We start from the raw sequence: 25,184 nt of genomic DNA on the forward strand, positions 1-25,184 counted from the left end.
AAGGTAAACAGATTAGTTGGTCGTTTTCTCTGTATCAGTGGATTTCCCAGGAACCGGTTGATTCACCGTCGGGGTGCCGGGTGTTTCAGGTTGGCTGGGCTTCTTTTCATCGGAATGACTGCGATAATGAGCCCTTGGACCACTCTTGGCTTGGTCAGCTTCGGCAAGCAAGACCGTGACTGCCTTCTCTAACTGGTGATCAATTCCCGCGCTGAGTTCTCCTGGCTTGTTCCAGATGACAAAATGAGGTTCAGCTCCATTGAGTTCCATATCTTGGCCTGTGGCGCTGCTAAACCAGCCGCGGAACGGCAGCCGCATAGTCGCCCCCATGATGTTGGCACTGCCAGTGGAAATTACACCGCCTGCTGTAGCCACACCCACGATTTTTCCACGATCAAGGTTGCGGATGGCGTGAGCGAAAATCTCGGCATTGGAAAAGCTGTTCTGATTACAAAGAACGATGATCGGCTTGTTCCACGTAGCATAAACAATCCTGTCCTGCGGGTATCCCACGCCACCATTGCGAGGAATCGTGAAAGCGTGGCGTGGTTGACAGAGTGCAGTCAGTAAGTGGTCTGAAGTGAATCCACCACCGTTGTCACGGACATCGATCACGATACCTTTTTTACCCGCTCCTTGTTCATACAGGTGATGCTCGAACTGCTCAAACTCGTCCCACATCATGCGGGCTACGTGGATGTATCCGAGTTTGCCGCCGGAGAGTTTATCGACAGCCGCCTCGGTCTCATCGATTTGGGCGTCTTTGACTAAGTTCCGAGCCGCTGCGTAACTAATCGGCTGAACTTTGACCTGACGTTCCTCTCCTTGAGCATCCTCTACGGTTAACCAGACTGGATCAGAGAGACGGCGATTTAATACATCTGTTAGTGGGGTATCAGATGACACTTCTTCATAGCCCACCTTAGTGATGAGTTCGCCCGGAGAAATCTCGGAGATACTTCTGGTGGCAGGGCTGTTAGGAATGACCGACGAGACTCTCCACCCCTTGCCTTCGTGATCGGCGTCAAAGCGCACACCGAAATGCACGGTTTCCTCTTTCCAAAGGGCACGAGGTTTCCATGGTTCAGGCCACGTGGGGGAACGGAAACCCATATGTGAGGCATTGAGTTCACCTAACATCATGTTGGCGATCCGGTCGAAAACGAGAGAGGTTGGGGCAGTAGCGGCCATGTCTTCGTATTTTTCACGGACTTTATTCCAATCGCGATTATTCATCGAAGGATCATAAAACTGATCGCGCATCACATTCCATGCGGTGCGGAAGGTCATGCGTTTCCAGTTTTCAGGATCGCGGTAGGTGTAGATCGTGAACGGGTATTTGACATTCTTGCCGCTGGCGAGGACCGCTGGGACGCCATCCGATAGCCAGAAGAGTCTACCTCTCGAATCCATCCGAATAGGAACACCCGTTGCCTCGGCGAACTTGCTGGTCTTTCCTCCGGGCTTAGCCTCGATGGCATAGGTTGTTTTTCCAGATCTGGACTGGAACAATATCTTTTTGGAGTCGCTGTTCCATATCACCCTGAGAGGAGTCGCACCTTTCACCTCCAAACGATTGATGCGCTGTGAGATGTTTTTGAAGTCGAAGGTTTCTTCTTCCTCAGGCTTCTTTTTATCTTTGGTGAGAGTCTCGATCGCTTTTTTCACGACCTTCTTAGCGGTATCCTTGTAGCTAGGATCTTTCTCCATGGCTTTGCGCGCACGCTCGCGGGTTTCACCATCGGTATCCTTGGCCTCGTCCGAGCGATAGAGGTCTACATAGAAGAGGTCGTAGTTCTCTTTGTGGTGACGACCAACAAAAGCCAACCTGCGCCCATCTGGTGACCACGCAGGAGAAAAGTCATTGTCAGGGTGACGACTGATGTTCACCGGGGCGCTGGCTCCATCGGCCGCGACGATGTAAATGTCTGAGTTGAAATCGTCATCCTGCACGGCGTATGCGATCCATTTTCCATCGGGTGACCACTTGACGTTAGGCATATCCCAAGATTCCAGAATTCTTGCAGGTTTGCTGCCATCAGCCTCACAAACCCAGAGATTGCCGGGGAAGGTGGTGTAGGCAATTTTTTTACCATCCGGGCTTGGGATGACACTGGTCGGACGGCTTTCGGCCTTTACGATGACGGTGTGTTTGCACTGCTTCGCCTCCCACCAGTATTTGTTAGGGTTGGTTTTTACCAAGCGGCGAATTTCGGTATTGATGCCATCATCGTGAATGTAGAGCACGGACTTTCCATCATGGGAAAACCACACATCCTTCTCATGGCCAGGAGTGCTGGTGAGTCTGTTAGGTTTTTTGAGGATGGTATCCATGGCCCAGAGATCACCACGGGCAGTGAAGATCGTTTCCAGTCCACTGGGGGAGAAAGTTACGTCGCTGGTCTTCTTGATGACCATCTCGTGCGGTTCATCCATGTCCAGGTCTTCATTGTGCCACAGCTTGAGTTTCTTGGGCTCAGCAGGTTGATCCGAGTCTGACGTGGTGAGGGGCAGCACGTAGAGGTCAAAAAGGTGCCGGAAAATCATCGTTGAACCATCGCGTGAAATAGCGGGTTGCATCACGCTGTCATCATCGAAAAAGGTGATCTGCTTGTTACTATTATCCGCGTTATTGTAATACCAAAGATTGAAACCGTTAGGGCTTCCGCAGGTGTAGTAAAACCCATTGCCTTTCAGATCAAAAACCGGATTACGGCAGCCGAACTCATTGCTAACAGGTTGTTCAAAAACATCCTGACCGTCTTTGTTAGTTTTCCAAGTCCAGACCTGACTGGCTTGAGTGCCATGATATCCCTTGCGATATCGCGGAGCTCCTTCGCGCGTGAAGATCACAGACTTTCCATCGGCAGAATACCGACCGTTCTGTGCGTGGGCGTCGAAGATTTCTTTCTCCGGTGACTTGCCATCGATCCCAACCTGGAAAAGTCGATATGGCCTCGCGCCGTAATTATCGCGGATGCCTTGGACGAGGATCGATTTTCCGTCAGGAGAAATGTCTTGGAGAATGGCTCCTTCAGAATGGAACGTCAGTTGTCGTGCAGCACCGCCTGAACTGGACATGATGAAGGCCTGATAGTTGCCCTCACGCATGCTGCCGAAACAGATCGATTTTCCATCAGTCGTGAACCGTGGAGCAAAGTCCCGTGCCGGGTGAGTGGTCAGTCGCCGTGCCTCACCTCCTTCCACAGACGCTGACCAAATATCATCCTGCCAGGAAAAGACGATGGTGGAGCCGTCTGGGGAAATATCCGGGTAATACGCCATGCGGATCGGCTGGGCGGCGTGCGCTGCTATCGTGAGCAGAGCGGAAAGAAAAAACGGAGAGAGGAGAGTGGCAAGACGAGGAAACATATGGAGTGGCGGATGATGTGGTGGATTAGCGGCACGCACTCTGGTACTTGTGTGCGCATTTAATAATTCCGCCATCTGAGGCATTGCTCCTCCGATAGCGTACGTACCAGTCTGTGCTTTTAACCACAGTTGGCGGAAGGTCAGTGAATACTACGTTGAGTATTGCTGATTACTTCGCAAGTTTTGACTCGTGGTCAGGATCTGGCTGGAAACCATTATCAAGTGCTTTACCGTAATAGTCGGCAGCTTCTTTCTTTTTGTTCTGCTGCAAGGAGAGAACAGAAAGGTTGAAGTAAGCTTCGGACAGGGTGGAGTCGAATTTGATCGCTGTGGCGAAATGCTCTTCGGCCTGCTGGAACCTTTTGCCAGCACCAGCGAGAATTCCCAGGTATAGATGAGCCTTGGCATTGCCAGGCTTGAGATCAAGCGAGCGCTGGAATGCATTCCGAGCTCCATCGAAGTCTTTGCTCTGGTAGAGCGAAAGTCCAAGCATGTGGTGGGCATAACTGCTGTTTTCACGCATGGTGATGGCTTCGCTGAAGTATTCCGTGGCCTCGGTGTAGTGCTGGGTTTTCAGTTCCACGACACCGCGATTGCAGAGGGTGGGGAAGTGGCCGGGGAATCGTTCGTCCATGTCTTCGAGGATCTGTCTGGCAGCCTCGTAACGGCCTTTTTCGAAAGCTCGTTTCATCAGAGGATTGTAAGTGGCGATTTCCTCCTCGAGAGCATTTCCAAAGGCACGGGCGTGTGGCAATGAAACGCGTTCCGGGCTGGTAAACTCACTGTCTGGACGACGAACTACCATCAGACCTTTTTCCTGATCTGTTAGTTCGACTTTCGCGCTACGAATATCGCGGATCACTTCAGGCAGGCCGGGGATGTTGACTTGGGATTTTTGGTAGGTTTCCCAGAGGATTTTTTCGGCGGTACGACGGCGTTCTTGGGACGCAATCAGCCGTTTGACAGTGGCTTTGAGAATTTCGACCTCTTCAGATTTGGCAGCACTCTCGGCAGAACCTCCGGTCTTTGATTTGGAAGCCAGTAGATCAGCCTCTGCGTCCGACAGCTGTTTTTCCAGAGTTTTAATCCTACGGGTGTGATCTGACTGCTCTTGCTGGTATTGCATGATGCGGGTCTTGGCGATCGCGAGGTCTCGCTTGGCTTCGATCAGTTCGTCCTTAGTGGCATTGTTACTGCGATTGAGAAACTCGAGACGATCGAGGGATTCTTTCAATTCTTTACCCAAGCGCATATTCTCAGCGATGAGTTTCTGAACTCCGGCAGAGTCGCTTTTTTTCAGAATGTTAGAAAGGGTGTCACGCTCGGTGCGCAAAGCATCACGCTCTGTTGTGAGCTCCTGAATGGTGGCTTGAGACTCTTTCAAACTGCGCTCCATTCTGGCCACCTTGGCATTCGCGGCTCCCAGCTCGCGACGAGTGGATTCCAGCATGCCGGTAACTGTGGTCAGCTCCTTACGAAGTTCGCGCACCACGCGGTTATCAATTTTCTTTTGAGCATCCATGTCCTTCTGGAGCTCTTCGACACGACGTTGGGTCAGTTCAGCGTCTTCTTTATGTTTCAGCGCAGTTTTTTTAGCTTCGGCAAGCTGACGCTGAGATTCTTTCAATGCACGGGCTGTGATACCAATTTCAGCTTTGATGGTGCGATTCTGGCGAGCCAGTTGGTCCATGTCCTTCTGAAGTGGGGCGCGGGCCAAAATGTTCCGGAGAGTGGTGAGTTCTCTGTCACGACGGGCGATCTGATCAATCAGCCTCTGCTGCTCCGCTTTACTGCCTCCGCTGCCCGCAGGCATGCTGCGTGATTTGGTGAGCTCTTCGCGGAGTCGTTTGTTGTCCATTTCGAGAATGTTGAGTCGGCGTTGCAACTCACTGGTGGCCGAGTTTTGTGCGATGCTTGGAGCCGGTGTAATACGCGGTGTAGTGGGTGTCGGCATCCTCTGATCGCCGCTTCCGGTAGCGTCCCCAGCATCTGGTTTCTGTGGCCCACCCTCGACAAGATCCTTGGTCTTAGCCTGCTTGCCAGCTAGTTCAGCGGCGGCTTTGGGTTCGATGCCTTTGATTGATTCGTTGGTTGTTTTGATCCTTCCTTCGACCAAATGAGGTTTCCACCCCTTATGGAAACGAGATAAAACATCATAGTATTTGGCCGCTTGACGGTATTTCCGCCACGCATCGCCATATTTTTCCTCCTTTTCGAGTTTTTCAGCATCTCGGATGGTCAGCCATGCTTGGAAAAAGACATCCGCAGGATCAAGAGCACGAGGGTCCTGCTGGGCAGATGCCTGAGGGGCAAGCGTGGCCATCACAAAGCAAGCAAGTAAAAGGGGCAGGACAAACCGGAATGGCTTGAACTCCCGGATCGGTAGGTGGTGATCACTCATGGGCCGAGCAAACTAGCTAATTTTCAACCACCTTGCAAATGCAAAAGCCGGATGGGAAATGGCCACGTTGAAGGAAGCTGTCGCATTTTACGCCATATTTCTTGCCAAGTATTCGGACAGCGTCTAGTCAGGGGGCGCAATGAAAGTTATTATGATATACGGCAGTGCTAATGACGTTCCCTTCATGGAGCCTGCCCGCGAATATTTGAAAGATGCCGGAGTAACTTACGAGGAGACCGTCCTCTCGGCGCATCGGAATCTGAGCGAACTAATCGAGTATCTCGGTAAGCTTGAGGAAAAAGGCGAAAAAGCCGTGATCCTCGCGATTGCCGGTCTTGCCGCCGCTCTCCCTGGTGTGGTTGTCATGAAGACATCGCTCCCTGTTATCGGAGTTCCCGTACCGGGAGGTCCACTCAATGGCATCGATGCTCTGCTATCCATCAGCCAGCTTCCAGGTGGTGTGCCAGCTACTACCGTGGGTCTTCATAAGAAAGCACCTGCGAATGCAGCTATGGCCGCTCACCGGATTCTTCAGCTTGCTGGAGCTTAGTAACTCGTCATGCCACGTGCTTTGACAGAGACCGACATCGCTCAGGCGGTGAAATTGTTGACCGCCGGGATTCTTGAACGGAATCCCCAAGCGGGCTTCGTGTTGGTTGGACTTCGCAGCCGTGGCGATGAAGTCGCCGAACGCATCCTCTCTGCTTTAGAAGGAGAGGGGGTGAAAGTTCCTATGGGTGTGCTGGATATATCTCTCTACCGGGATGATCTAGCCCACCTGAACTCAAATCCTAAGCTCCAAGGCAGTGAGATTCCTTTCGCTGTCGATGGAGCTCACATCATTATTGTTGATGATGTATTATTCACCGGTCGCACCGTACGATCGGCTATCGATGCCATCATGGACTACGGTCGTCCTGCGAAGATTGAACTCGCAGTGCTAATCGACCGCGGTCACCGCGAACTCCCGTTTGCTCCGGATTACATCGGGATCAAACTTGAGACCAAACGCATGGACTACGTCGATGTGAAGTTGAAAGACACCGATGGTGTCGACTCCGTGGAGGTCACCGAGAATAAGGATTGATGACCAAGATCCCGGAGAGAAAACAAGACAAACAGGAGCTCGAAGATCTCCGGCGACGTAATGCATTTGCTGTTCGCCCGCCAGTGCAGGCTATCAAAGCCCAGGCTTTGCACCCACTGTTTATAGGGCTTGGATATCTGCTGTCTCTTACCAGCGCTGGGTTGGCTATTGCGGCCATCTACATTCCTGCGCTCAGCTGTGCCTCGCTCTCTCTGCTAGGAGCTCTTTTCATCTTCTGGAAAAAACCTCGCTCCCGACACCATGCGGCCTTCATGGCCATTATATCATTACTTGTGCTGGTGTTCGGTTCTGTGTATTACCTCGCTCAGTTTGAGCCGACCTCCAATGACCCGCAAGGACCTATTAGATATTGAATCCCTCAGCCGTGAGGAAATTGAGCATTTGCTCGATCAGGCAGGGCCGTTTAAAGATTTGTTCACCCGCTCGGTGAAAAAGGTGCCAGCCTTGAAAGGTAAATCGGTGCTGACCCTGTTCTACGAACCAAGCACTCGGACGCTCTCATCTTTTGAAGTTGCCGCCAAACGTCTCTCTGCAGATGTCACTAACTTCGACGTGCCACATTCGTCCGTCGTCAAAGGGGAGACCGTCAAAGACACTATCGATACCCTCCAGGCGATGCGCACCGATTACATCATCGTGCGTAACAAAATGCCCGGGCTTCCGCAAATGATCGCCCGGGAAACCAAAGCCTGTGTGATCAATGCTGGCGACGGCGCCCACGCTCATCCCACTCAGGCTCTGTTAGACGGGTTTACCTTTCGCGAAGTATTTCCTGATCTCACTGGGAAAAAAATCCTGATTGTCGGCGATATTCTACACAGTCGTGTGGCGCGATCCACCTCCACACTCATGCGCAAGCTTGGCGTGGAAGTCGCTTGGCTGGGACCGGGTTCATTGGTTCCTAAGCATGGACCCAAAGATATCAAACGCTTCACCAACTACGATGAAGCCATGCGCTGGGCACCCGACTGCGTATATCTTCTGAGAGTGCAGATGGAACGTCAGGCGGTGCAATATTTCCCAAGCCTGCGGGAATACACCAAACTCTACGGCATTACCTACGATCGCTTCAAACAACTCTCCGACCAAGGCACCTACATTATGCATCCTGGTCCGGTGAACCGCGGCGTGGAACTCTGCGATGCAGTGATGGACTACGATCGCTGCCTCATCAATCAACAGGTGGAAAACGGAATCGCCGCACGCATGGCTGTGCTCTACTGGCTTAAGCCTGATCAAGTGCCGGAAGCCTGATCTGAACCGGCAATCCATATTTTACACACACCGTTCTACCTACTCACTTTTATATATGTCTACTTTACTGATTCAAAATACTCGGATTGCCTGCGAGGAAAATGACGACCTAACACCTGCCGATGTGCTGGTGGAAAATGGCACCATTTCAAAAATCGGCCAAAACATCTCAGCTCCCGACGGAGCCAAGATCATCGACGCGGCTAACAAGATCCTCATGCCCGCGATGTTTGATACGCACATTCACATGCGTGAACCGGGGCAGGAGGCCAAGGAGACAATTAAGTCAGGCACGGAGGCCGCTATCAATGGTGGTGTCACAGGTGTGGTTCTGATGCCTAACACAGCCCCCGCAATTGATTCCGCTGCTATGGTCCGCACGATTTACGACATTGCCAAACGCGATGCCCGTATTCCGGTCTACACCTCTGGCTGTATTACCAAAGGCCGTGAAGGTAAGGAGCTTGCAGGCATCGACGGCATGCTCAGTCTTGGCGTGAAAATGCTCACCGATGACGGCGATGCGGTTCCAGATTTGTTGCTGCTGAAACATGCGATGGAGTATGCTTCTGAGTTCGACTGCTTTTTTGCCAGTCACTGCGAGGTGTTGGAACTTTCAGGCCCACGCGCTCTGAACGAGGGTGTGGTTAGCCACCGCCTGGGGATCCAAGGCACACCTGCATGCAGCGAAGAGATCTGCATGGACCGCGACATTCGTCTGGCACACGCCACTGGAGCCCGACTCCACATCCAGCACGTCTCAAGTAAGATAGGCATGGAAACCATCCGCTGGTGGAAAGAAATGGGAGCCAAAGTGACGGCCGAGGTTTCACCGCACCACTTACTTTTCAACGAGGAAGATATCGGTGACTACGATACCCACTATAAAATGAATCCTCCGTTGCGTACAGCGGAGGATAATAAAGCGCTGTTAGAAGGCCTTAAAGAAGGGGTCTTCGATATCATTGCCACGGACCACGCACCACACACACCGTTCGAAAAGTCCCAAGATTTCGTCAACGCTCCCAATGGCATCACCGGTCTCGAAACCGCTCTTATTTCCCTTTATCACTACTACGTGAAAACAGGAGAATTCGGCTGGGGACTGGTAGTGAATCGCTACTCAGCACAACCTCGTCGCATGATGGGACTCGAAGCTGTTCCGATTTCCGAAGGTGGCAAAGCAGACTTCTTGCTCTTCAACCCAGATGGCCAAACGACTTTCACCGCCGACTACATGCAGTCGCAAAGCCAGAATACGCCTTTCCTAGACAAAACACTCGATGGCAGCATCGATCTGGTAGTGTTAGGTGACGATGTTTTATTGGAGCGGTAGGCTACGTTACGGTTGTCTACGGACAAAAAAACGCCGGAACGCAGAGGCATTCCGGCGGATGTAATTGAATGTTTGTAGCTCAGCAATCAGGCTGCGTGGGCATCTGCCAGCATGAGTTCGTGCTTGCGACTCATACGGAAGATAAATGCAGCATTCATGATAAAGGCCACAGCAACAAGAATCCATGTGATGGATGCTCCGTGGCTGATGTTCATCAGTGAGCGGTAGGCATCGGCGCGAGCTGCCTCGGTGTAGACAATGCCACGCTTCAAAGTGCCATTGTCTTTTTCAGCTTTGGTCATGGCGATGTAGTTACGGTCGAATGTAGCCTGACCTTGATATCCTGCTGAACCTTTTTTGAGGATGCCCGCAGCACAGACAAGCACTACAGCGATGGATATATTTAAAATTAAAAACCAGCGCATGTTGCTGGATCCGGATGTTTTTTTAGGTGATTTCATGGGAGGGAGGGGGAGTGTTATGACTCGTTGCACATTATCTCCCAATGCTCACATGAGGTAAAGGTATTGCGGATACAAGGGCTCTAACTCCACTAGGTAGTGGATATTTTTTTAGAAAAACTCTTCAGCATATGCGGACTATTTAGCTAACAGATTTACGTTAGACTGATTTAGTTGCAGAGAACGGCTCACAGATACGGTTCGAATCATTGAGCCCGAAGATTCCTTTGCTTGTGCTGAACCGTTTGTGATCGCATGATTCGGGGCAGATAACCTCGCACTGTTATTACCGCTCCTGAGCAGACATTGGATCAATGCTAGATACAGAACCACCCCGAGATGAGAATGGCGCTCGATCAGACGATGCTCGGCAGTTTCAGCGTCTAGAGCACTCGCCAGGCTACCTACGCTATTTCCGCATCTCACGCGGAAAAGTAGCTGCCGTTCTCGCCATTCTCTGGTTGTTCAGTCAGTTAGGAGAATATTCTCGAGATCCGTATGTGGGCCCAGATGATGAGGCGAGCTTACTCGATTATATTTCAGTTAATTTGTTAGTGTCCGAGCAAGCCGAATCTCACAGCGCAGTTGAGCGTTGGTTGGCCGGAACCGAATCCAGAGAAGATGCTCGCAAGGAAGCAATTCTGTATTTGGAAAAAGCCCAAGAGATCAAGATGCTTGGGGAGGACGGTCTTTCTGTGCTGGCCTGTCTCTATCTGGCGTCTGATAGAGGTGCCGATTGTCGAAAGGTCATGGCGGATCTTCCAGAGGAGAAAATGACCACCACTTGGATCCTCCATAGATTGCTGGCCGGAGAGGAACTTGCATCAGACGACTGGTGGTATTTGCAGGAGGTCATCGCCATGTCACCGCGGAGTTGGAGAGAAATGTTCTTGGCCGAAAAAGCCATGTCGGTAACGCCCGATACAGAAAAACATCAAGCACTTCAGGATCTCATTCAGAAGGAAAAACAAAACCTACTAGTCGCAAATACCAAGTTTAGTCTGTCGACTTTGTTTGTATTTTTGTTGGGCATTGTTCTAGCCGTGCAACTGACGAGAAAATTTAGCTTTGCTGCACTCACTGATATCTCACAGCGCCACTTGGTGGCGTATACCGATGTCGCTCTAGCTGGCCGTCGATTTCCGAAAAGCTGGTTGCTCTCGACGGGAATTATCATGTTTGTTCTCGCTGACTTTGCGGCCAGCACACTCTATGAATTGCTCTGGCAAACAACACCCATCAACATCAGCACAACCGACTGGTGGGTCCGTGTCTTTCTTTACGACACACTCTATCGAGTCATAGGGGTTGCGCTGTTAGTGTGGGTATTCTTCGGACGGATAGGCTACGCTTGGCGAACCTTTTTTACACCCGTTCCAAGGTTGATGCACTGGGTGTTAGCGGCTCTCGCAGTGTCGTGGTTATTCGATATGTTGATCTATTGGATGCCAATTGAATGGTTTCCCATCGACCCTACCCAAGTGCTAATCTCTGACGAATATGGATGGGTTGGATTAGCCTGGGGGCTATGCTCTGCCGTAATTCTTGCACCCATTTGCGAAGAGATAGTTTACCGGGGATTTCTATTCAACGTGCTAAAAAACAGATGCGGCTTACATCTCGCCGTGTTTCTATCATCCTTTGTATTCGCAATGGTTCATTTCTATGGCTTTCAGGATCTTCTCGGCGTGTTTGTCTTTGGCGTGATCATGGCGTATCTCTATCAGAGAACTAACTCGCTGCTGCCATGTGTGCTCTGCCATGCCTGTTACAATCTAGTTGTCACATTGTGGAAATGGACCATGTATCAGAGTCCTGAAAATCTCTGGTAAGCCAGATCGAGTAATCACTCGCTGCCTTCCTTAACCAGGCTCTATAGCGTGGAGATAATTGAGCTGGCAAAGGAGGAACCATGGGAGAAACAGCTTATTCATCGTGATAGAAAGGGGCGCTATACCGTGGCTCCGGCGTTTGCGCTTTCCCAAGAGGTTAGCATTGTAGGAAGGGATTCGTATTACGAATCGCGCTGGGATCAGGAAGCCTGACTGACGTCCAACAACAGGACGATTTCCCCCTTGGGCGGATGTTGCTTGAAGTATTCCCACAGAGTTGCAGCTCCATCACGGTGGTATGTTTCGAATTTCTTACTCAGCTCGCGCGCAACACAGACTGGAAGCTCCGGGTTGATGTCGGTGAGTATTTCAAGCGTTGAGAGCAGGCGGTGCGGGGACTCAAAAAATATGGCTGTCTTCTCTGCGGAGATCGCGGCTTCGAGGGCCTTGCGACGTTTGCCTTTTTTCACAGGGAGGAAACCATCAAAGCTGAACGCGTGGCAGGGAAATCCGGACCCAGCCAAAGCGGTCAGCACGGCGGATGGACCGGGCAAGACGGTGTAAGCAATATCCTCTGCGATACACGCTTGCATCAAACGATAACCAGGGTCTGAGATCAGCGGCATGCCTGCGTCCGATATCACCGCGATGTGAGAGCCTGCTTTGGCTTTTTCTATCAGTTCTGGCAGTCGATGTGCCTCGTTATGGTCATGCAATGAAACCAGAGTTTGATCGATTTCATAATGCTTCAGTAGCGGCCGGGAGTGCCGGGTATCCTCACAAGCGATTAGATCGACCGATCGCAGGACCTCCAAGGCCCGCAAGGTGATGTCACCACGATTGCCAATGGGGGTGGGGACAAAAGTAAACACGGTCGCAATGAGAGCGGGGTTAGAATCCGTCAGCCAGTCGCACGGTCATGGACTCGGTCGCGCGGCGCAAAGCATCAGGCAGGGCATTGGTGCGGGCCACATGCAAGTTACCTCCTGCAAAGAAACGGGTCTGGCCACGAGATTGCCCCCTCTCGAGTATGCGGGTCGGATTCCTGGCATCACGCAGAATCCAAGCGAGGGTGATTTCCATACTCAGTTCTTCGGATCGCAAGGTATCGGTCCGAGAGGAGCTGACTTGGCTGTATTTCACTTCCTCAACTCGGCCCTCTAAGACGGCGTCAGCGGAAGAGGCAGTCGCAATCCGATAGGTGCCATCGCGAGTAATCGCATCCACAGCACTGTTAGTGGCATAGGCTTCGGCTCGGACCAGCAAAGTATCGTTTTTAAACAACGGCACGTGAATGCTGTTGATATTGGCGAGATGGCTGGGTTTGGAACCGCCCATTTGATATCCGGCACAAGATGCGAGAAGAAAGGGGATGATGAGAAGAAGAATGGATTTCACGCTTGTGCAGGATAGTGGAATACGGGGCAGGGGGAGTCAGACTGTGGTGCCATTTACTGGCCACCAAGCTCGGCGATACGTTGCTTGGCTTTGTTGTAAAGTGCTCCACTCTTGGTCTTGCTAGTGACTTCACGATAGTAGAACAGGGCTGACTGTGTCTGGCCTTTGCCTCGATAGAATTCGGCCACATCAAAACTACGCTGAATATCCTGTCCACCTAACAATGCCAGTCGACGACGTGCGTCGGCAGCACGGGAGTGGCTTGGGTAGCGCTGTAGCAGATCGTTGTAGATATCACGGGCGCTGTTGACGTTGGCTTTGTTTTGGTTGCCACGCTCAGCCTTGATCACGAGGATTTCACCGGTCTGATAGAGTGCTTCAGGGGCGTATGGGCTTGAGGAATAGTCGGTAGCCATACGACGATAAGCAGCGATGGCTTTGTCAGCATTGCCTTCCTTCTGCCAGACACGGCCAATGGTGTATTGAGCCTTGGATGCGCTTGCTGCTTGAGGAGCATTGTCTCGGACTTGACCGAGCATTTTCTCCACCTTGTCCGGACTGATGCGGGTTTTCATTCCGAGGAAATTGTTTTTAATGACTCCGTTGGCCGCAGCATGGGCAACGGCTTCCTGGCGCTGGATCGCGGTGGCGTAATGGGGGCTTGCCTGGTGCCGTGAGATTAGAACCTGATAGGATTCAAAGGCTTTGAAAAGATCACCCTCTTTGTCCAAGATTTGCGCCTCGGAGAAACTTGCTTCACCGGCAGATACTGAATAGGGATATTCTTTATTGATCTGCTTGTATGTTGATAAGGCCTTCCGAGTGTTTCCAGCATTTTGATAAGCTCGGCCTTGGGCTAACAGGCTGGCTGCAGCCGGAGATGTTCCAGTGGCAGTAGTTCCTCCAGCTCCCGACACCAAAGGAAGGTCATCAGAATCTGATCCACATGAACTGAGTAATGCCAGCCCCAGGCTGAGACCGGCGGACACACTGAGACGGGCAAGGGAAATGGGGAGGGCGGCATCTATACGCATGGCTGGAAGCTAGGTAATCCATTTCGATTTGCCAAGAAGAATGGCCGGATTTTAAAGTAGCTCAATGCACGCACTGTATGGGAGCCCGCAATCTAACCGATCATTTAACCATCAAAAATATGTCAGGCAAACCAAAAATTGAGACATTCTAACTCTAACGGATTTATTACATAAATGCGTATGTCAAACGGGCGCATATGTTATTTTTATTAAAAATATCTGGACAAGTTTATAAAAAAGTGGCTTATTGCGCCCCATGAAAGCAATTACCCGCCTCCTCTCCTGTTGCAGTGTCGCCCTCCTTGTTTCATCTTGTGCATCAAATCTTGCTGAAACAACCAAGCCAGCCTCTAAACCTTCCTCCAACGAACGTGCCGTCGCCGAACGCATTTTCTCCATGATCAACGCTGACCGCGCACAGTCAGGCATGAAACCACTTCGTGGCAACAGCGGCCTGAACCGTTTGGCTCAAAAGCAAGCCGACTTCATGAGTCGAGGAGCTACCAATGGTCAAGCCAGCACAATGGGCTCCAATAATCGTGCTCAATACGCATCACTCAGACTCAACATCGAAAACGTGACAGAACTGGCTAATTCCACTTCTTCCGGAAATGCAGCCTCAGCTATCGTTCAATCCTGGAAAGGTAGCCCAGAGCACAATCGCACTCTTCGCCAGACATGGAACACCACCGGCATTGGCGTAAGTGTAGGCCGTGATGGTAAGACTTACGTGACCATGCTCCTCGGAGTCAGTGGCACCGGAGTTCCTCGCTCGGTCACCCCGATCGGGTGGTAGATTAAATTTTTTTTCATAGCATCCCTATATCCGGCGGGTCCTTTTAATGAGGGAGGACCCGCCGGATTTTTCTTTTCTAGCCACCATAGCTGGATAAGAAATCTACCCACCATGCCTGATTACGAACTCGAACAGCTTCAAATTAACGAAGGTTACACCATGGTGGCCGGTATTGACGAAGCTGGCCGAGGACCTTTGGCGGGCCCTGTCTCCGCAGCAGCTGTCATTCTTCCACCGGGCTTCACCCATCCATTGTTGGATGATTCGAAAAAGCTCACTGAGAAGCGAAGAGAGCTTCTTTATACGGAGCTAACGGAGCGAGAGGATGTCATCTGGGGGCATTCCTATGCTGAGGTAGATGAAATAGAATCGATCAATATCCTCCATGCGACCCACGCTGCGATGGTCCGGGCCACTTTGTCGTTGAAACCGGCACCCGATTTCTGTCTGATCGATGGCTTGCCGGTTAAAAATTTCCCGATCAAGTCCGACGGTATCGTCAAAGGTGACGGCAAAAGCCTCTCGATCGCAGCTGCCAGTATCATCGCCAAAGTCTCGCGAGACCGACTGATGGTGCAGTATGCGGAAAAATACCCCGAGTATGGTTTCGAACGCCACAAAGGCTACGGCACCAAGCTCCATTTGGACGCGTTGCGTGCACACGGACCATGCCCAATCCATCGGCGAACCTTCGCCCCCATTGCCCAACTGCTTCAATAGCAGCATTTACAAGCGGTTAGCTTACAAAAAGGCGGACCATAAAAAGCAATCACCCCAGCCCTCAAAAATGAAGAGCTGGGGTGATGGCGGACCGACAGGGATTCGAACCCTGGATTTCCCAATGCCTGTTTCAGGAGGTCCTAAAAAGTTCTAATGTGTTATAATTAAAAGGATTGTGTTTTCTGGGATTTGCTTGGACAAGTCTGTTGTGTATCACTATAAGTATCACGTGGCCTTTTTGTGGAAAAAACCGAACTCTAAATATTGGCAGGCAGGCTTTATGGATAAGAGTGGGAAGCGGCGAAATCGAAGCACAGGAGTCGAGATAAAGGGGGCAGTATCCAGGAAGGTGGCGCAGAGATTGGCGGATCAGTATGAAGACGCGTCAAGAAGGCAGCGTACTGCAAAACAGGTGCGCGAGGTTATTATGGGGCTTTATCAGGAAATCACTGGTGACGAGATGCCACAGTTAACTGTGCGTGAGCATACCAAAGCATGGTTGATTAGAAAAAAGCCAGAGGTTAAGACTTCAACCTACAATTTCTATAAGGGGGTATCTACTCACTTCCTGGATTTCATGGGAGATCGTGCTGACATCGATATTGCAAAGGTTACTCGTGAAGACATTACCGAATATCGCAACAAACTGGCTGAAACTCTAGCAGGCAAAACGGTTAACCATAAAATCAAAGCGTTACGAATGATCTTCAAGGATGCTGAGCGTGAAAGACTGCTATTGGAAAACCCAACAGCATTTGTCGATACTGTGAGGGTGAATGCTTCGGATCAAGTGAACAGGGTCCCCTTCAAAATGGACGAACTGCGGCGTGTGATCAGCTGTGCCGATGAAGAGTGGCGCAGCATGATCATCTTTGGCCTATATACGGGACAGCGACTCGGGGACATAGCGAAACTGACTTGGGCAAATGTAGATTTGGATACGAAAGAGGTCATACTGGTGACTTCAAAAACGGGACGCAGGATGAGAATTCCTATGGCAAAACCGTTGGTTGAACATGTTAAGAGCTTGCCTGCAGGTGACTCCTCCGATATGCCGATTCATCCTCGAGCATCAGGAATCTTAGAGAATAGTGATGGTAGGACAGGGGGGCTCAGTAACCAATTTGCCAAGATCCTCGAAAGCGCTGGACTTCGTGAAAAGACTACTCACGCAAGTACTGGTAAGGGGCGAAACGTTCAACGTATAATTCATCCTCTCTCATTTCACTGTTTGAGGCACACTGCTGTGACACTTTTACACGAGGCCGGCGTCCCAGCTGCTGTTGCTCAGACGCTGATAGGACATGACTCTGAGGAGATGCACCAGATTTACATCAGTGTCGGAGACAAGGCGATTCGCGAGGCTGCCGGGAAGATGCCAAAGATCTAACCTACGCGTTCAGCTGTTGGGATGTCTGTCAAAAGCAGAGGTAGATCTGTACCTGGGAAGCGTGTAAAAAAAGGGTCAAGCTGCAGTTTGACACTACAACGATCTGTCCAGAACGGTTTCGTTAGGCATCCTGCTGCCGAAATGTTAAATCACACCAAAAAAGAAAACCCAGACGCACTCGACACTCTGAAGCCAGAGTTTCTGAGAATTTCTGATGCAGTCAGAATTTTTGGAATCTCTCGCAGCCGACTGTTTGAGTTGCTTAGCGAAAAAAAGATTCCGTCTGTGAGTCTAAAACGACGCGGAGCCAAGCGAGGTATCCGCCTGATCAGTTACGGAGGGCTCAAAAAGTTCCTCGAGGATCAGATCGAAGAAGGGATCTCAAGCGAGAGCATCCCTTCTTCATACGAAAACGAAAAACCATAGAAAAAATGAAAATAGATCACAGTAAAGTACCCCAGACGGGCGACGACGAATTACAAGAACAGCAGGCTGGCATCACTTACGGAATTCCCAGCTTGGACGATTGCTTGGGACGTTATCGAGAGCCGGGTTATCTACACCTGTTCTCTGGATTTCCGGGATCAAAAAAAGAAGTTTTGGCGAGCCAGCTTCTTGTTGAGAATGTGATGCTGAATAAGAAGGTACTGGTCATATCGACTAAGTCGGGCCAGCGCGATTACATGATTCGATGTCTTTCTAACGGGCTGAAGATTCCGTATGACGAAAACATGAGGGTTATGTATGATAAGCAAAATGGTGGGGAATTTCCAGTCATGCTGGATGTCAACAAGTACAATGAAGAAGAATGCCTGAAGAGCCTTGTCCTCTTGCAAAAGATCATACATAATTCTTACATATATCGTGTGCCTTCAGATTCAGTGGGCCTCAGCATGGATATCATTCATGATGTCATTGACAATTGTGAATGTTTCCCAGAAATAATTATACTCGATGATCTGAAGTGCAAAGCGGAACATGATAATCCGCATGCACAGAGAAATGCGATGGAGGAGGTCATGGATTACCTACATACGGTGTCACACGAGATTGGATGCAATGTTGTGGTTATCGCCCAGGCCAGTCCCAAATACACAAATATGTCCAAGGTTCCGCTCAACGCTACTATTATATCGAATAATCTTCATACTTTTGCTGATGTGTCGATGGCTATGTCATGGCTTGCTGTCCCGGATATCGAGGAGTCAGAAGGACTAGGCTACACTAACGAAAGTTACCTGAGGGAGCAGTTTCTCAATGTAAATGTCAGAGGTTCTAGCTTCTTTCTGGCTGTGGATGCTGATTACGAGCGCTCGACCCTCAGGCAAGGTGAACACGAAACGGATCAGCAACAGCGAGACCACATCAATGCCAGGCGGGACAAGAGAAAAGCGTATGAGATTGTACAGCGTGGCAAGATGTGCCACTATGTATGGATCGGAAGATCCGTCTTTGAGAGAGTTAAAAAAATCGACTACCCTCCCGCTGTGAATGTCTATATCTTCCACCTGCTTGCAGCTAACAAAGCTGGCTTGAGCTGGTATTCCTTCAAATCTATGGCTGAGATCATGGGATTGTCGGTAGAGCAGATACGGACCGCAGTTGATAAACTGAAAAAAGCTAAGCTTTTGGAGGGAGTTGGTAAGAAAAGAGATATGAAACGGCGTGTCATGAAGCAGGATGAGAATGCGGCGTTTGGTGACGACACGGGAGCAATCAAGCTGAACCAGACCATGCTTCTGAAGCATTCCACAATCATGCTGAATCCTCACTGGTTCCGTCTATGGCTACATCTCTTGTTCAGTGCTCATTCCGGTTTTGATTCACCGTCGTCCCGCCCCGGGGATGTGACCCTTAATCTTGCGAAGCTGGATCTGAAACTTGCTTTTGGCGAGGATGTGCCGTCAGCATTGAGGACATTTATCCGGGATAAACGCATCAAAATTCTCAGCGGAGATTTAGGGGGAAGCGGTGTGGTTCAGCTTCGGCTGGTGAACTGGATGGTATATCAGTATGATGTGCCCTCGGCACTGTCTGCGGGACTTGGGAGGAAGGGGGGGCGCTGAGCCTCCGGGAATGTGGCAAATTAGCCCACATTATTCCCGGAGGCACCCACATAAACCAACCAAAACAGGGCACACAAAACATATATGTTTTTTATCTTTTTTTATAAAACAAATAAAAAATATCTGTTTTTATGTGTTCCTCAATACGGTTGGGGGGGTCCGGGGGGGAAGGGCTGAAATCACTCCTTCTGCCCGGCACCCCGGAGTCCTGATATCAAGGGCCGGTTGACTGTTTTTACGTGTCAGATAAAAAAAGAGCATGCCTACTCTCCCGGTGATGGGGGAGCAGGTATGTCTCTAATTGCGGGGTGTCCCGGTAATATCTCTCAGACGGCTTCTGAAGTACGCCGGGCCCAGCAGCGTACTGCGGCAAGCTCCTCGTCCTCCAGAGCCGCACACGGCGTTCTCCGTACGATTTAGGCCAGTATCTCATACTCCGTCTGGTTTCGATCCCTCGACAGATTCCTGATGTGAAACGGCTTTGATTTCACCGAATGCGAACAGATCTCTGTCTGTGGTCCCGGGCAGTTCGTCTCGGACAGGTGTTCGTTATGTGATGGAAGGTTTTCCTTGGCGTATCAATTTCAGGGATATCCCGATATGGATGTCAAGATACCATGTGAGACCCGATTGTAGGATTGGGCTGATGTCTATGACAGTTTCAAAACAGTTCGTCCTGTACGTGAGACGGCGGGTTCTTCAGCAGTGGGTTTCTGGCGTCATTCACCCGGAGTGTTTCCGGGGCTGGGTTGAACTTCATCAGCTCACCGTCGAGGAATGGATTCAGCTCCTTGTCCGTCAAAACAGCTGGCATGCGATTATGAATAGGGGACATCAGCGCGTTAGCTGCGGTAGTGATCATTGAGAAACATTCCCCCAGTTTATCGGCAGTCTCCCAGATACCAGCCATCCATAGCCACTCGCCATCCCGGCTGGTGAAACGATGTGTTCGTTTGTTTCCTTTCGGGCCTGACCACTCGTAGAATGCGGTCACTGGAATCAGGCATCGGCGGTGTTCTATCGAATCGCGCCACATGGGACTCTCAAAGTTATCGCTACGTGTGTTGTTCACCACTCCAAGTCCCGGACGCTCATAACCCCATCTCATCATGTGCACACTTCCGTCACTCAGATACACAGGAGCCTTGTCGGTGCGTCTGATTAGACGGACGTCGTCTGCCAGCGAATCAAAGCCGCTGGCCGTGAGCGCTTGAGGCGGTTTCTTTTTACCCCTGCCAAATTCGTAGACGCTGCACATGATGATTCAGTAGATATCCTAGATATGGAGATAGGAGAGATCAAACCTTTTGATATGAGCGCAGGGTGGAAACTATGAACGTGCTCATCGAAAGCACATTTTAATGAATGTACGAACAACGTTGGCTTTTTGCCGTGGCACTTGATACGGGGGGAGGTAACTTCACCGATTGTAGTTATCTACGGGAAAGAAAATCCCAACAATCCTTCATAGCTGGTCCTTTATGCAATCTGATCACCTTCAGTGTTATATGTCAGTGAACGGCAGGAATGTTTCCTGTCAGCTGTCTACTCGGTATTGCGCTGGGTGATGGCATAGCATTCCGTCCGACGCTCAGCTTGACTCAGATCTTGAGTCGGGACATTTTTGTGTGTCGGTCGGGTAACCAACCAATATTATGAACGAAAAATATCCATACCCTATCGATAACTCACAGCACATACCGTCCACATTAGAGGAAGCCGAGCGTGCTTATAACCTGCTGGGAGAATTCAAAGAGGATCTTCCCAGTGCCGACACCACTACCTTCCTCGACGGATGGTTCGCGATGCAGTTCATGGGAATCGCCATGCACCCGGACGAGGTGGATGAATGGCCTGCTGATGTGAAGCCGTATGCTAACGAAGCATGGAGGCGACATTACATCGGAGAGATCAATGAGGATCAGCTCTATTGCTCCGACAGCCAACACCAGGGGCTCCGGCTGAAACTAGACGGTAACCTGCGCTGCTACGCCGTAGGGACGCTTGGTGATCAAACTGGATACATCTCAGCTATGAACGATCCAGAGCACGGAAACCAACCTGTGCTGACTGGCGTCGGTTCCATGGCTTACATGTATGAGTCGCCGCGCAAGGCTAACTATGCGTGTAGGCACCTGAAGCTGGACAAGATCGAGATCTACGCCGGCAGTCCGGATAAGGATTTGGAATGTCCGCCAATGACAGGCATCCCGGTCGAGGATTTACTCGACAAGGAAGTGGTCATCCAGACTGAGGAAGGACTTTATCTTTACCGTGATGGCAAGACGCTGGGTGACAGTCATGTCCTTGCTTGCAAGTACATGCTCTACGCAGACAACGTTGAACAGCAGATCCAGCAGGTGAAGACCACACTCGGAGTCACTTGGAAGTGGGTGGACTACTCCACGCTGATAGGTACACGTCCGAACGAGCAATAAGAATATTTACCTGTCGCCTACCAGTGATGGTAGGCGACAGGTAAATTCTTTTTAGCTGTTGGATTCCGTATTTGCAGGGGCCGAATAATTTCCTTTTGGTTTCTTTCCCAACATCTTTGAAACTAGGCATCCAATCTGCCATGCTAAAAATGGAGGCACGGCGTTACCCACCTGGTGGAATTGTGCCGTTCGTGGTCCTTGAAAAAAGTAGTCGTCAGGAAATGTCTGTAACCGTGCAGCCTCACGGACAGTTAGGCTTCTACACTGTGTGGGGTTTGGATGGATGTAATAGTGTCCATCTTTGGAAATATGCGAGACCACTGTGGTGGATGGTAGATGTGAACATTGCACCCGGAACCGGTCATCGAAGATAATCTTCTTTCCGGGCTTTTTGACGTTTTGGTGGTTAGGTAGCAGGGATTCAGGATATTCAGTTAGCTTGGGGCTGTAATTGTGCTCTAGAGTAAAACAGGCAGCGTAGAAATACCGCTGAAGGTCGCTGTCCATGTGATTACGACAAACATGGTTCAACACGTAGGGAAGCTTGCGCTCCCGGTACCATTTCGAAAGTGCTTTCGGTGATGTCTTCGAGGGGTCCCGAGTCTCTGGCTGAATATTCTCACCATTGTTTTGATCCTTGAGTAAATTGTTCAACTGAGAGGAAATTAATTTGGTCAGTCCCTTGTCGGTCTGCTGGGTTTCCTTGAACCACGGCTGCCGTTTAATATCCTTTAGCGTTTCGCACCAATCATCTTCTGACTTTCGGGAGAAACCGCTTCTCCTTGACGGGAGATCGTTAATCACCTCGGCCACAGAAACGTGGTGATCAGGATCAGGAATCAAGTGCTTCATCTGGATACCAGAACCTCGCTTAATCCCGATAATGAATACCCGGTGACGTTTTTGGGGTATCCCTAGATCCTCGGCTCGAATAAGAAAATCGGAGGGGTCATAATCATCGTCTATACTCTTTTGGATGGGCTGAATTAAAGGGTGTAGATCGTAAACGACATCACTCGGTGAATCTCTAACCGAAATATCCGTCGCTTCGCCAGGCTTGTGTAAGTCGGCTCGGATTTGTTTAAAGATCTCGATATTTTTCACATTTGCGGAGAGAATACCTTTGACGTTTTCCATGACAAAAATCGTCGGTGAATGGTCTGCTACGATGCGCAGATACTGCTTATAGAGGAAATGCCGATGGTCGTCTTCAAAGTCCGGATCGGTCCCCTTCATTCTTGCTCGCCCGGCCAAGGAGTATGCTTGGCACGGTGGGCCTCCAATAAGTACCCATTCTTTTGCTCCGTTTAGAGCGGCATCAATCCTTGTTGAAACGTCATGATCGGGGAATTCCTCGCCGCCAAGTTCCGCCAACCATGCTTCATTACTCGCTTCTTCGTAGGCATTCGCATGCTTTTCAATTAGTTCCTCCAGTGCATGCACTGGATCGTGTTGAGCTGCCTCAAAGTAAGCCAATATACTGTTTCTCCCCTTTTTGGTTTTTTGCAGTATCCGGGTGAACGAACGAAACAACAATGTTTCGTGAGCTTGAGGGTCTCTCTCGATAGATAACCTAATGTTGAAGCCGGCACGGGTGAAGCCTTCTCCTAGTCCTCCTGGGCCAGCAAAAATGTCGATTATAGGTATCATTTCTTGGAAGGAAAGAATGCCGCAGGGTGACCTTCAATGAAAAGACTTCTGTCTAACAATGTATTAAATTTTTCACAACTCGTCTCGGGCAAAAGCGAACAGCAGTGGCAGGCCGCTAAATTCAACGAGTCTGGACCTTGTCCTTCGCTAGCTGACTCAGAGCAAATTGGGTCAGATGAGCACCATTGAGCTTCGTCAAGAGCGTTGACGATGATTTCTCCAAGGCTAATTGGGTCAGCTAAGCGTACCAGCCCTCCCATGGTTCCTTCCGCATCGCCAGCTGCTGTATAAATCAGTATTCCACTCATAGGAGCGTCTTTATCAGCTGTGACGTAGAGCCTTTCTCTCAAGGAGGATGAGCCGTAGCCACACTCAAATACCAAGCGGTTGATCAATAGGTGCGCGAGGGTATGCAGGAGCACGAACCGTGGCTCTACAACTTCCGTGGGGCGACCAAGTCGATTGGCCCACGAGTCATGATTATCCTGTAGAGTCTTGATGTGACCAAGTACTTCCTCCGTGCTTTCCCAGTCATGGAGTGCATCTTGGTTGAAATTAATAAATATCCCTTCACCTTGGACAACGGATGCTGGCAGCCAGCGATCTTTGAATTCTGGAGGCATTGTTCGCCATAACGATCTTTGAGGGTGTGGAGCATCAGGTGGAGGGGTCGGCATCAGCCTTGAAAACCCGGCAAATACCCGAGTTTCTCTGAGCTTATCGATAGCTACAATATCATCTATGATGGATGACAAGTTGTTGGGTAGAGCGCTCGTATCCAGATGTCTTAGCACTAGACGATCTTCACGGTCGGTTTCTCCAAGGAATGCGTCATATTCATCCCTACGAATTTGCAGGTCATCGGGAGTTTCGTCATCTTCGAGATCAACGTATCCGTTGCTAGGAGGGGCTTCCTCGTGCCCTTTTAGGCAGTTACCAATTTGATCATCTGAGAAAGTTGTCAATCGAGGTTTAGGCGATGATGCATCCGCTTGCCGTATCCGCATCGTGATCATAGGAATGTCCAAACCGACTTGACGCATACGTTTAATTAAAAGTCTTAATTCGGGCTCTTCTAACATTGCTGCCAAATCTCCCAACGATGGTCGATATTGAGGAGGTATGAAAATAGCACTTTTCACATTACCATAGTGTAAGTTGTTTCCATTGATCAGCGCCGCTCTGAGGGGGCGTGGACAGATCTCGGTCATTTTATCGACACCCAACCAAGGACTGTGGCCACGGCAAGTAAACTCGCTTTCATCACTTAGGGTCATTTGAGTCAGTCCGCTGGACCCGAGGCTATTACTTTTACTTGGAAGCGTGCCACTCATCACACCACCTAATGAACGAGGTTTCGTATTACATCGGGTGCACTCCACACTGATATCGGCTAAGGAACCAGCTCCTTGAGCTTTAAACATCAGACTGTTTTCGCATTCGGGGGAGAAGTTCAGGCTACGGTGCGCCCATTCCAACCATGGAAAATCTTGGAGGTGGCCATAATCGCATACTGCGGCAAATCGAACCTGCTGAAGAGGTTGCTTTTTACAGTCAGCTGACTGGCAACGCAATTTCCCGCGGGTGTGCAGGTCAGCCTTGGTCATTTGATGGCAACGCGAACAATAGTACCACGTGGGGAAACGGTACACAGGAGTGACTAATTCTGGTTGGTCGGAATCTGTTCGGTTTTCCGGTCCAGGGGCTAATCTGAAATGAGACACTCCCAGTTGCTTTTCGAGGCGAGGTTCCCTGATGTAGAGAGGCCCGTCTAAGATAAAGGTGTCAGATGAAGGGTTCCCATTCTTATCTTTGAACCAATCATCAAGCCCCCCAGTTACGACCGCTATTCCACCTTCAAGAATGTGAAGTGAACCGGGGCCAAATGGGGCAATGAGTTGCGAACGTCTTAGTGGATTTAATGCCAT

21 protein-coding genes are annotated in these 25,184 nt (G+C 50.3%); 12 read left to right on the forward strand and 9 right to left on the reverse strand.

Annotated features, from left to right (window positions below; all coding sequences use genetic code 11):
• Positions 1-12: 12 nt before the first annotated feature.
• Both ACSPJT_RS01255 and ACSPJT_RS01260 read right to left on the reverse strand, forming a co-directional pair.
• Positions 13-3,372 (reverse strand): S41 family peptidase, encoded by a 3,360-nt coding sequence (locus ACSPJT_RS01255; protein WP_435894562.1) that lies wholly within the window; start codon positions 3,370-3,372, stop codon positions 13-15.
• 169 nt (positions 3,373-3,541) lie between these two features.
• A complete protein-coding gene (locus ACSPJT_RS01260; RefSeq protein ID WP_435894563.1) occupies positions 3,542-5,773 on the reverse strand; it encodes a tetratricopeptide repeat protein in 2,232 nt (743 codons plus the stop codon).
• 151 nt (positions 5,774-5,924) lie between these two features.
• Between ACSPJT_RS01260 and ACSPJT_RS01265 the strand changes: the two genes are divergently transcribed.
• Genes ACSPJT_RS01265 through ACSPJT_RS01285 form a run of 5 tightly spaced genes read left to right on the forward strand, consistent with a single transcriptional unit; the run spans position 5,925 to position 9,471 of the window.
• Positions 5,925-6,323: an AIR carboxylase family protein gene (locus ACSPJT_RS01265; protein ID WP_435894564.1), complete on the forward strand. Its 399-nt coding sequence runs from the start codon at positions 5,925-5,927 to the stop codon at positions 6,321-6,323.
• A 9-nt stretch (positions 6,324-6,332) separates the two neighbouring features.
• The gene (pyrR, locus tag ACSPJT_RS01270; protein ID WP_435894565.1) at positions 6,333-6,860 is read left to right on the forward strand and encodes a bifunctional pyr operon transcriptional regulator/uracil phosphoribosyltransferase PyrR; all 528 of its coding nucleotides are present in this window, start codon (positions 6,333-6,335) and stop codon (positions 6,858-6,860) included.
• Positions 6,860-7,234, forward strand: coding sequence for a hypothetical protein (locus ACSPJT_RS01275; protein ID WP_435894566.1), 375 nt, complete (start codon positions 6,860-6,862; stop codon positions 7,232-7,234). Before pyrR ends, ACSPJT_RS01275 begins: the two co-directional genes overlap by 1 nt.
• The gene (locus tag ACSPJT_RS01280) at positions 7,206-8,135 is read left to right on the forward strand and encodes an aspartate carbamoyltransferase catalytic subunit (protein ID WP_435894567.1); all 930 of its coding nucleotides are present in this window, start codon (positions 7,206-7,208) and stop codon (positions 8,133-8,135) included. Before ACSPJT_RS01275 ends, ACSPJT_RS01280 begins: the two co-directional genes overlap by 29 nt.
• Before the next feature lie 55 nt (positions 8,136-8,190).
• On the forward strand, positions 8,191-9,471 hold the full coding sequence (locus tag ACSPJT_RS01285) for a dihydroorotase (protein WP_435894568.1): 1,281 nt from the start codon (positions 8,191-8,193) through the stop codon (positions 9,469-9,471).
• Between the two features lie 86 nt (positions 9,472-9,557).
• On the opposite strand, the gene ACSPJT_RS01290 is transcribed toward ACSPJT_RS01285, so the two are convergent.
• Positions 9,558-9,932 carry a hypothetical protein gene (locus ACSPJT_RS01290; RefSeq protein WP_435894569.1) on the reverse strand — a complete coding sequence of 125 codons (375 nt, stop codon included), beginning with the start codon at positions 9,930-9,932 and terminating at the stop codon, positions 9,558-9,560.
• A 314-nt stretch (positions 9,933-10,246) separates the two neighbouring features.
• Between ACSPJT_RS01290 and ACSPJT_RS01295 the strand changes: the two genes are divergently transcribed.
• Positions 10,247-11,764 carry a CPBP family intramembrane glutamic endopeptidase gene (locus ACSPJT_RS01295; protein WP_435894570.1) on the forward strand — a complete coding sequence of 506 codons (1,518 nt, stop codon included), beginning with the start codon at positions 10,247-10,249 and terminating at the stop codon, positions 11,762-11,764.
• 200 nt (positions 11,765-11,964) lie between these two features.
• Here ACSPJT_RS01295 and rsmI read toward each other — a convergent pair whose 3' ends face one another.
• Genes rsmI through ACSPJT_RS01310 form a run of 3 tightly spaced genes read right to left on the reverse strand, consistent with a single transcriptional unit; the run spans position 11,965 to position 14,196 of the window.
• Positions 11,965-12,636: a 16S rRNA (cytidine(1402)-2'-O)-methyltransferase gene (gene rsmI / locus ACSPJT_RS01300; RefSeq protein WP_435894571.1), complete on the reverse strand. Its 672-nt coding sequence runs from the start codon at positions 12,634-12,636 to the stop codon at positions 11,965-11,967.
• Positions 12,637-12,655: 19 nt separating this feature from the next.
• Positions 12,656-13,162, reverse strand: coding sequence for an LPS assembly lipoprotein LptE (gene lptE / locus ACSPJT_RS01305; RefSeq protein WP_435894572.1), 507 nt, complete (start codon positions 13,160-13,162; stop codon positions 12,656-12,658).
• Positions 13,163-13,215: 53 nt separating this feature from the next.
• Positions 13,216-14,196: a tetratricopeptide repeat protein gene (locus ACSPJT_RS01310; protein ID WP_435894573.1), complete on the reverse strand. Its 981-nt coding sequence runs from the start codon at positions 14,194-14,196 to the stop codon at positions 13,216-13,218.
• 256 nt (positions 14,197-14,452) lie between these two features.
• Here ACSPJT_RS01310 and ACSPJT_RS01315 point away from each other — a divergent pair, with 256 nt between their 5' ends.
• From ACSPJT_RS01315 to ACSPJT_RS01335, 5 genes are all read left to right on the forward strand, one after another.
• Positions 14,453-14,992, forward strand: a complete 540-nt coding sequence (locus ACSPJT_RS01315; protein WP_435894574.1) for a CAP domain-containing protein — start codon at positions 14,453-14,455, stop codon at positions 14,990-14,992.
• A 111-nt stretch (positions 14,993-15,103) separates the two neighbouring features.
• Positions 15,104-15,712 carry a ribonuclease HII gene (locus ACSPJT_RS01320; protein WP_435894575.1) on the forward strand — a complete coding sequence of 203 codons (609 nt, stop codon included), beginning with the start codon at positions 15,104-15,106 and terminating at the stop codon, positions 15,710-15,712.
• 193 nt (positions 15,713-15,905) lie between these two features.
• Complete coding sequence (locus ACSPJT_RS01325) at positions 15,906-17,102, forward strand: tyrosine-type recombinase/integrase (protein ID WP_435894576.1); 1,197 nt, start codon at positions 15,906-15,908, stop codon at positions 17,100-17,102.
• Positions 17,103-17,243: 141 nt separating this feature from the next.
• Positions 17,244-17,528 carry a hypothetical protein gene (locus ACSPJT_RS01330; RefSeq protein ID WP_435894577.1) on the forward strand — a complete coding sequence of 95 codons (285 nt, stop codon included), beginning with the start codon at positions 17,244-17,246 and terminating at the stop codon, positions 17,526-17,528.
• A gap of 5 nt (positions 17,529-17,533) precedes the next feature.
• On the forward strand, positions 17,534-19,168 hold the full coding sequence (locus ACSPJT_RS01335) for a hypothetical protein (RefSeq protein ID WP_435894578.1): 1,635 nt from the start codon (positions 17,534-17,536) through the stop codon (positions 19,166-19,168).
• Positions 19,169-19,829: 661 nt separating this feature from the next.
• Here the strand turns inward: ACSPJT_RS01335 and ACSPJT_RS01340 are convergent.
• Positions 19,830-20,426: an SOS response-associated peptidase gene (locus ACSPJT_RS01340; RefSeq protein WP_435894579.1), complete on the reverse strand. Its 597-nt coding sequence runs from the start codon at positions 20,424-20,426 to the stop codon at positions 19,830-19,832.
• 397 nt (positions 20,427-20,823) lie between these two features.
• Here ACSPJT_RS01340 and ACSPJT_RS01345 point away from each other — a divergent pair, with 397 nt between their 5' ends.
• Positions 20,824-21,606: a hypothetical protein gene (locus ACSPJT_RS01345; protein ID WP_435894580.1), complete on the forward strand. Its 783-nt coding sequence runs from the start codon at positions 20,824-20,826 to the stop codon at positions 21,604-21,606.
• Positions 21,607-21,657: 51 nt separating this feature from the next.
• On the opposite strand, the gene ACSPJT_RS01350 is transcribed toward ACSPJT_RS01345, so the two are convergent.
• Positions 21,658-23,256: a DNA cytosine methyltransferase gene (locus ACSPJT_RS01350; protein WP_435894581.1), complete on the reverse strand. Its 1,599-nt coding sequence runs from the start codon at positions 23,254-23,256 to the stop codon at positions 21,658-21,660.
• Positions 23,253-25,184: a DrmB family protein gene (gene drmB / locus ACSPJT_RS01355; RefSeq protein ID WP_435894582.1), complete on the reverse strand. Its 1,932-nt coding sequence runs from the start codon at positions 25,182-25,184 to the stop codon at positions 23,253-23,255. Before drmB ends, ACSPJT_RS01350 begins: the two co-directional genes overlap by 4 nt.

The organism is Oceaniferula spumae (assembly GCF_042849255.1).
Classification (GTDB): Bacteria; Verrucomicrobiota; Verrucomicrobiia; order Verrucomicrobiales; family Akkermansiaceae; genus Oceaniferula; species Oceaniferula spumae.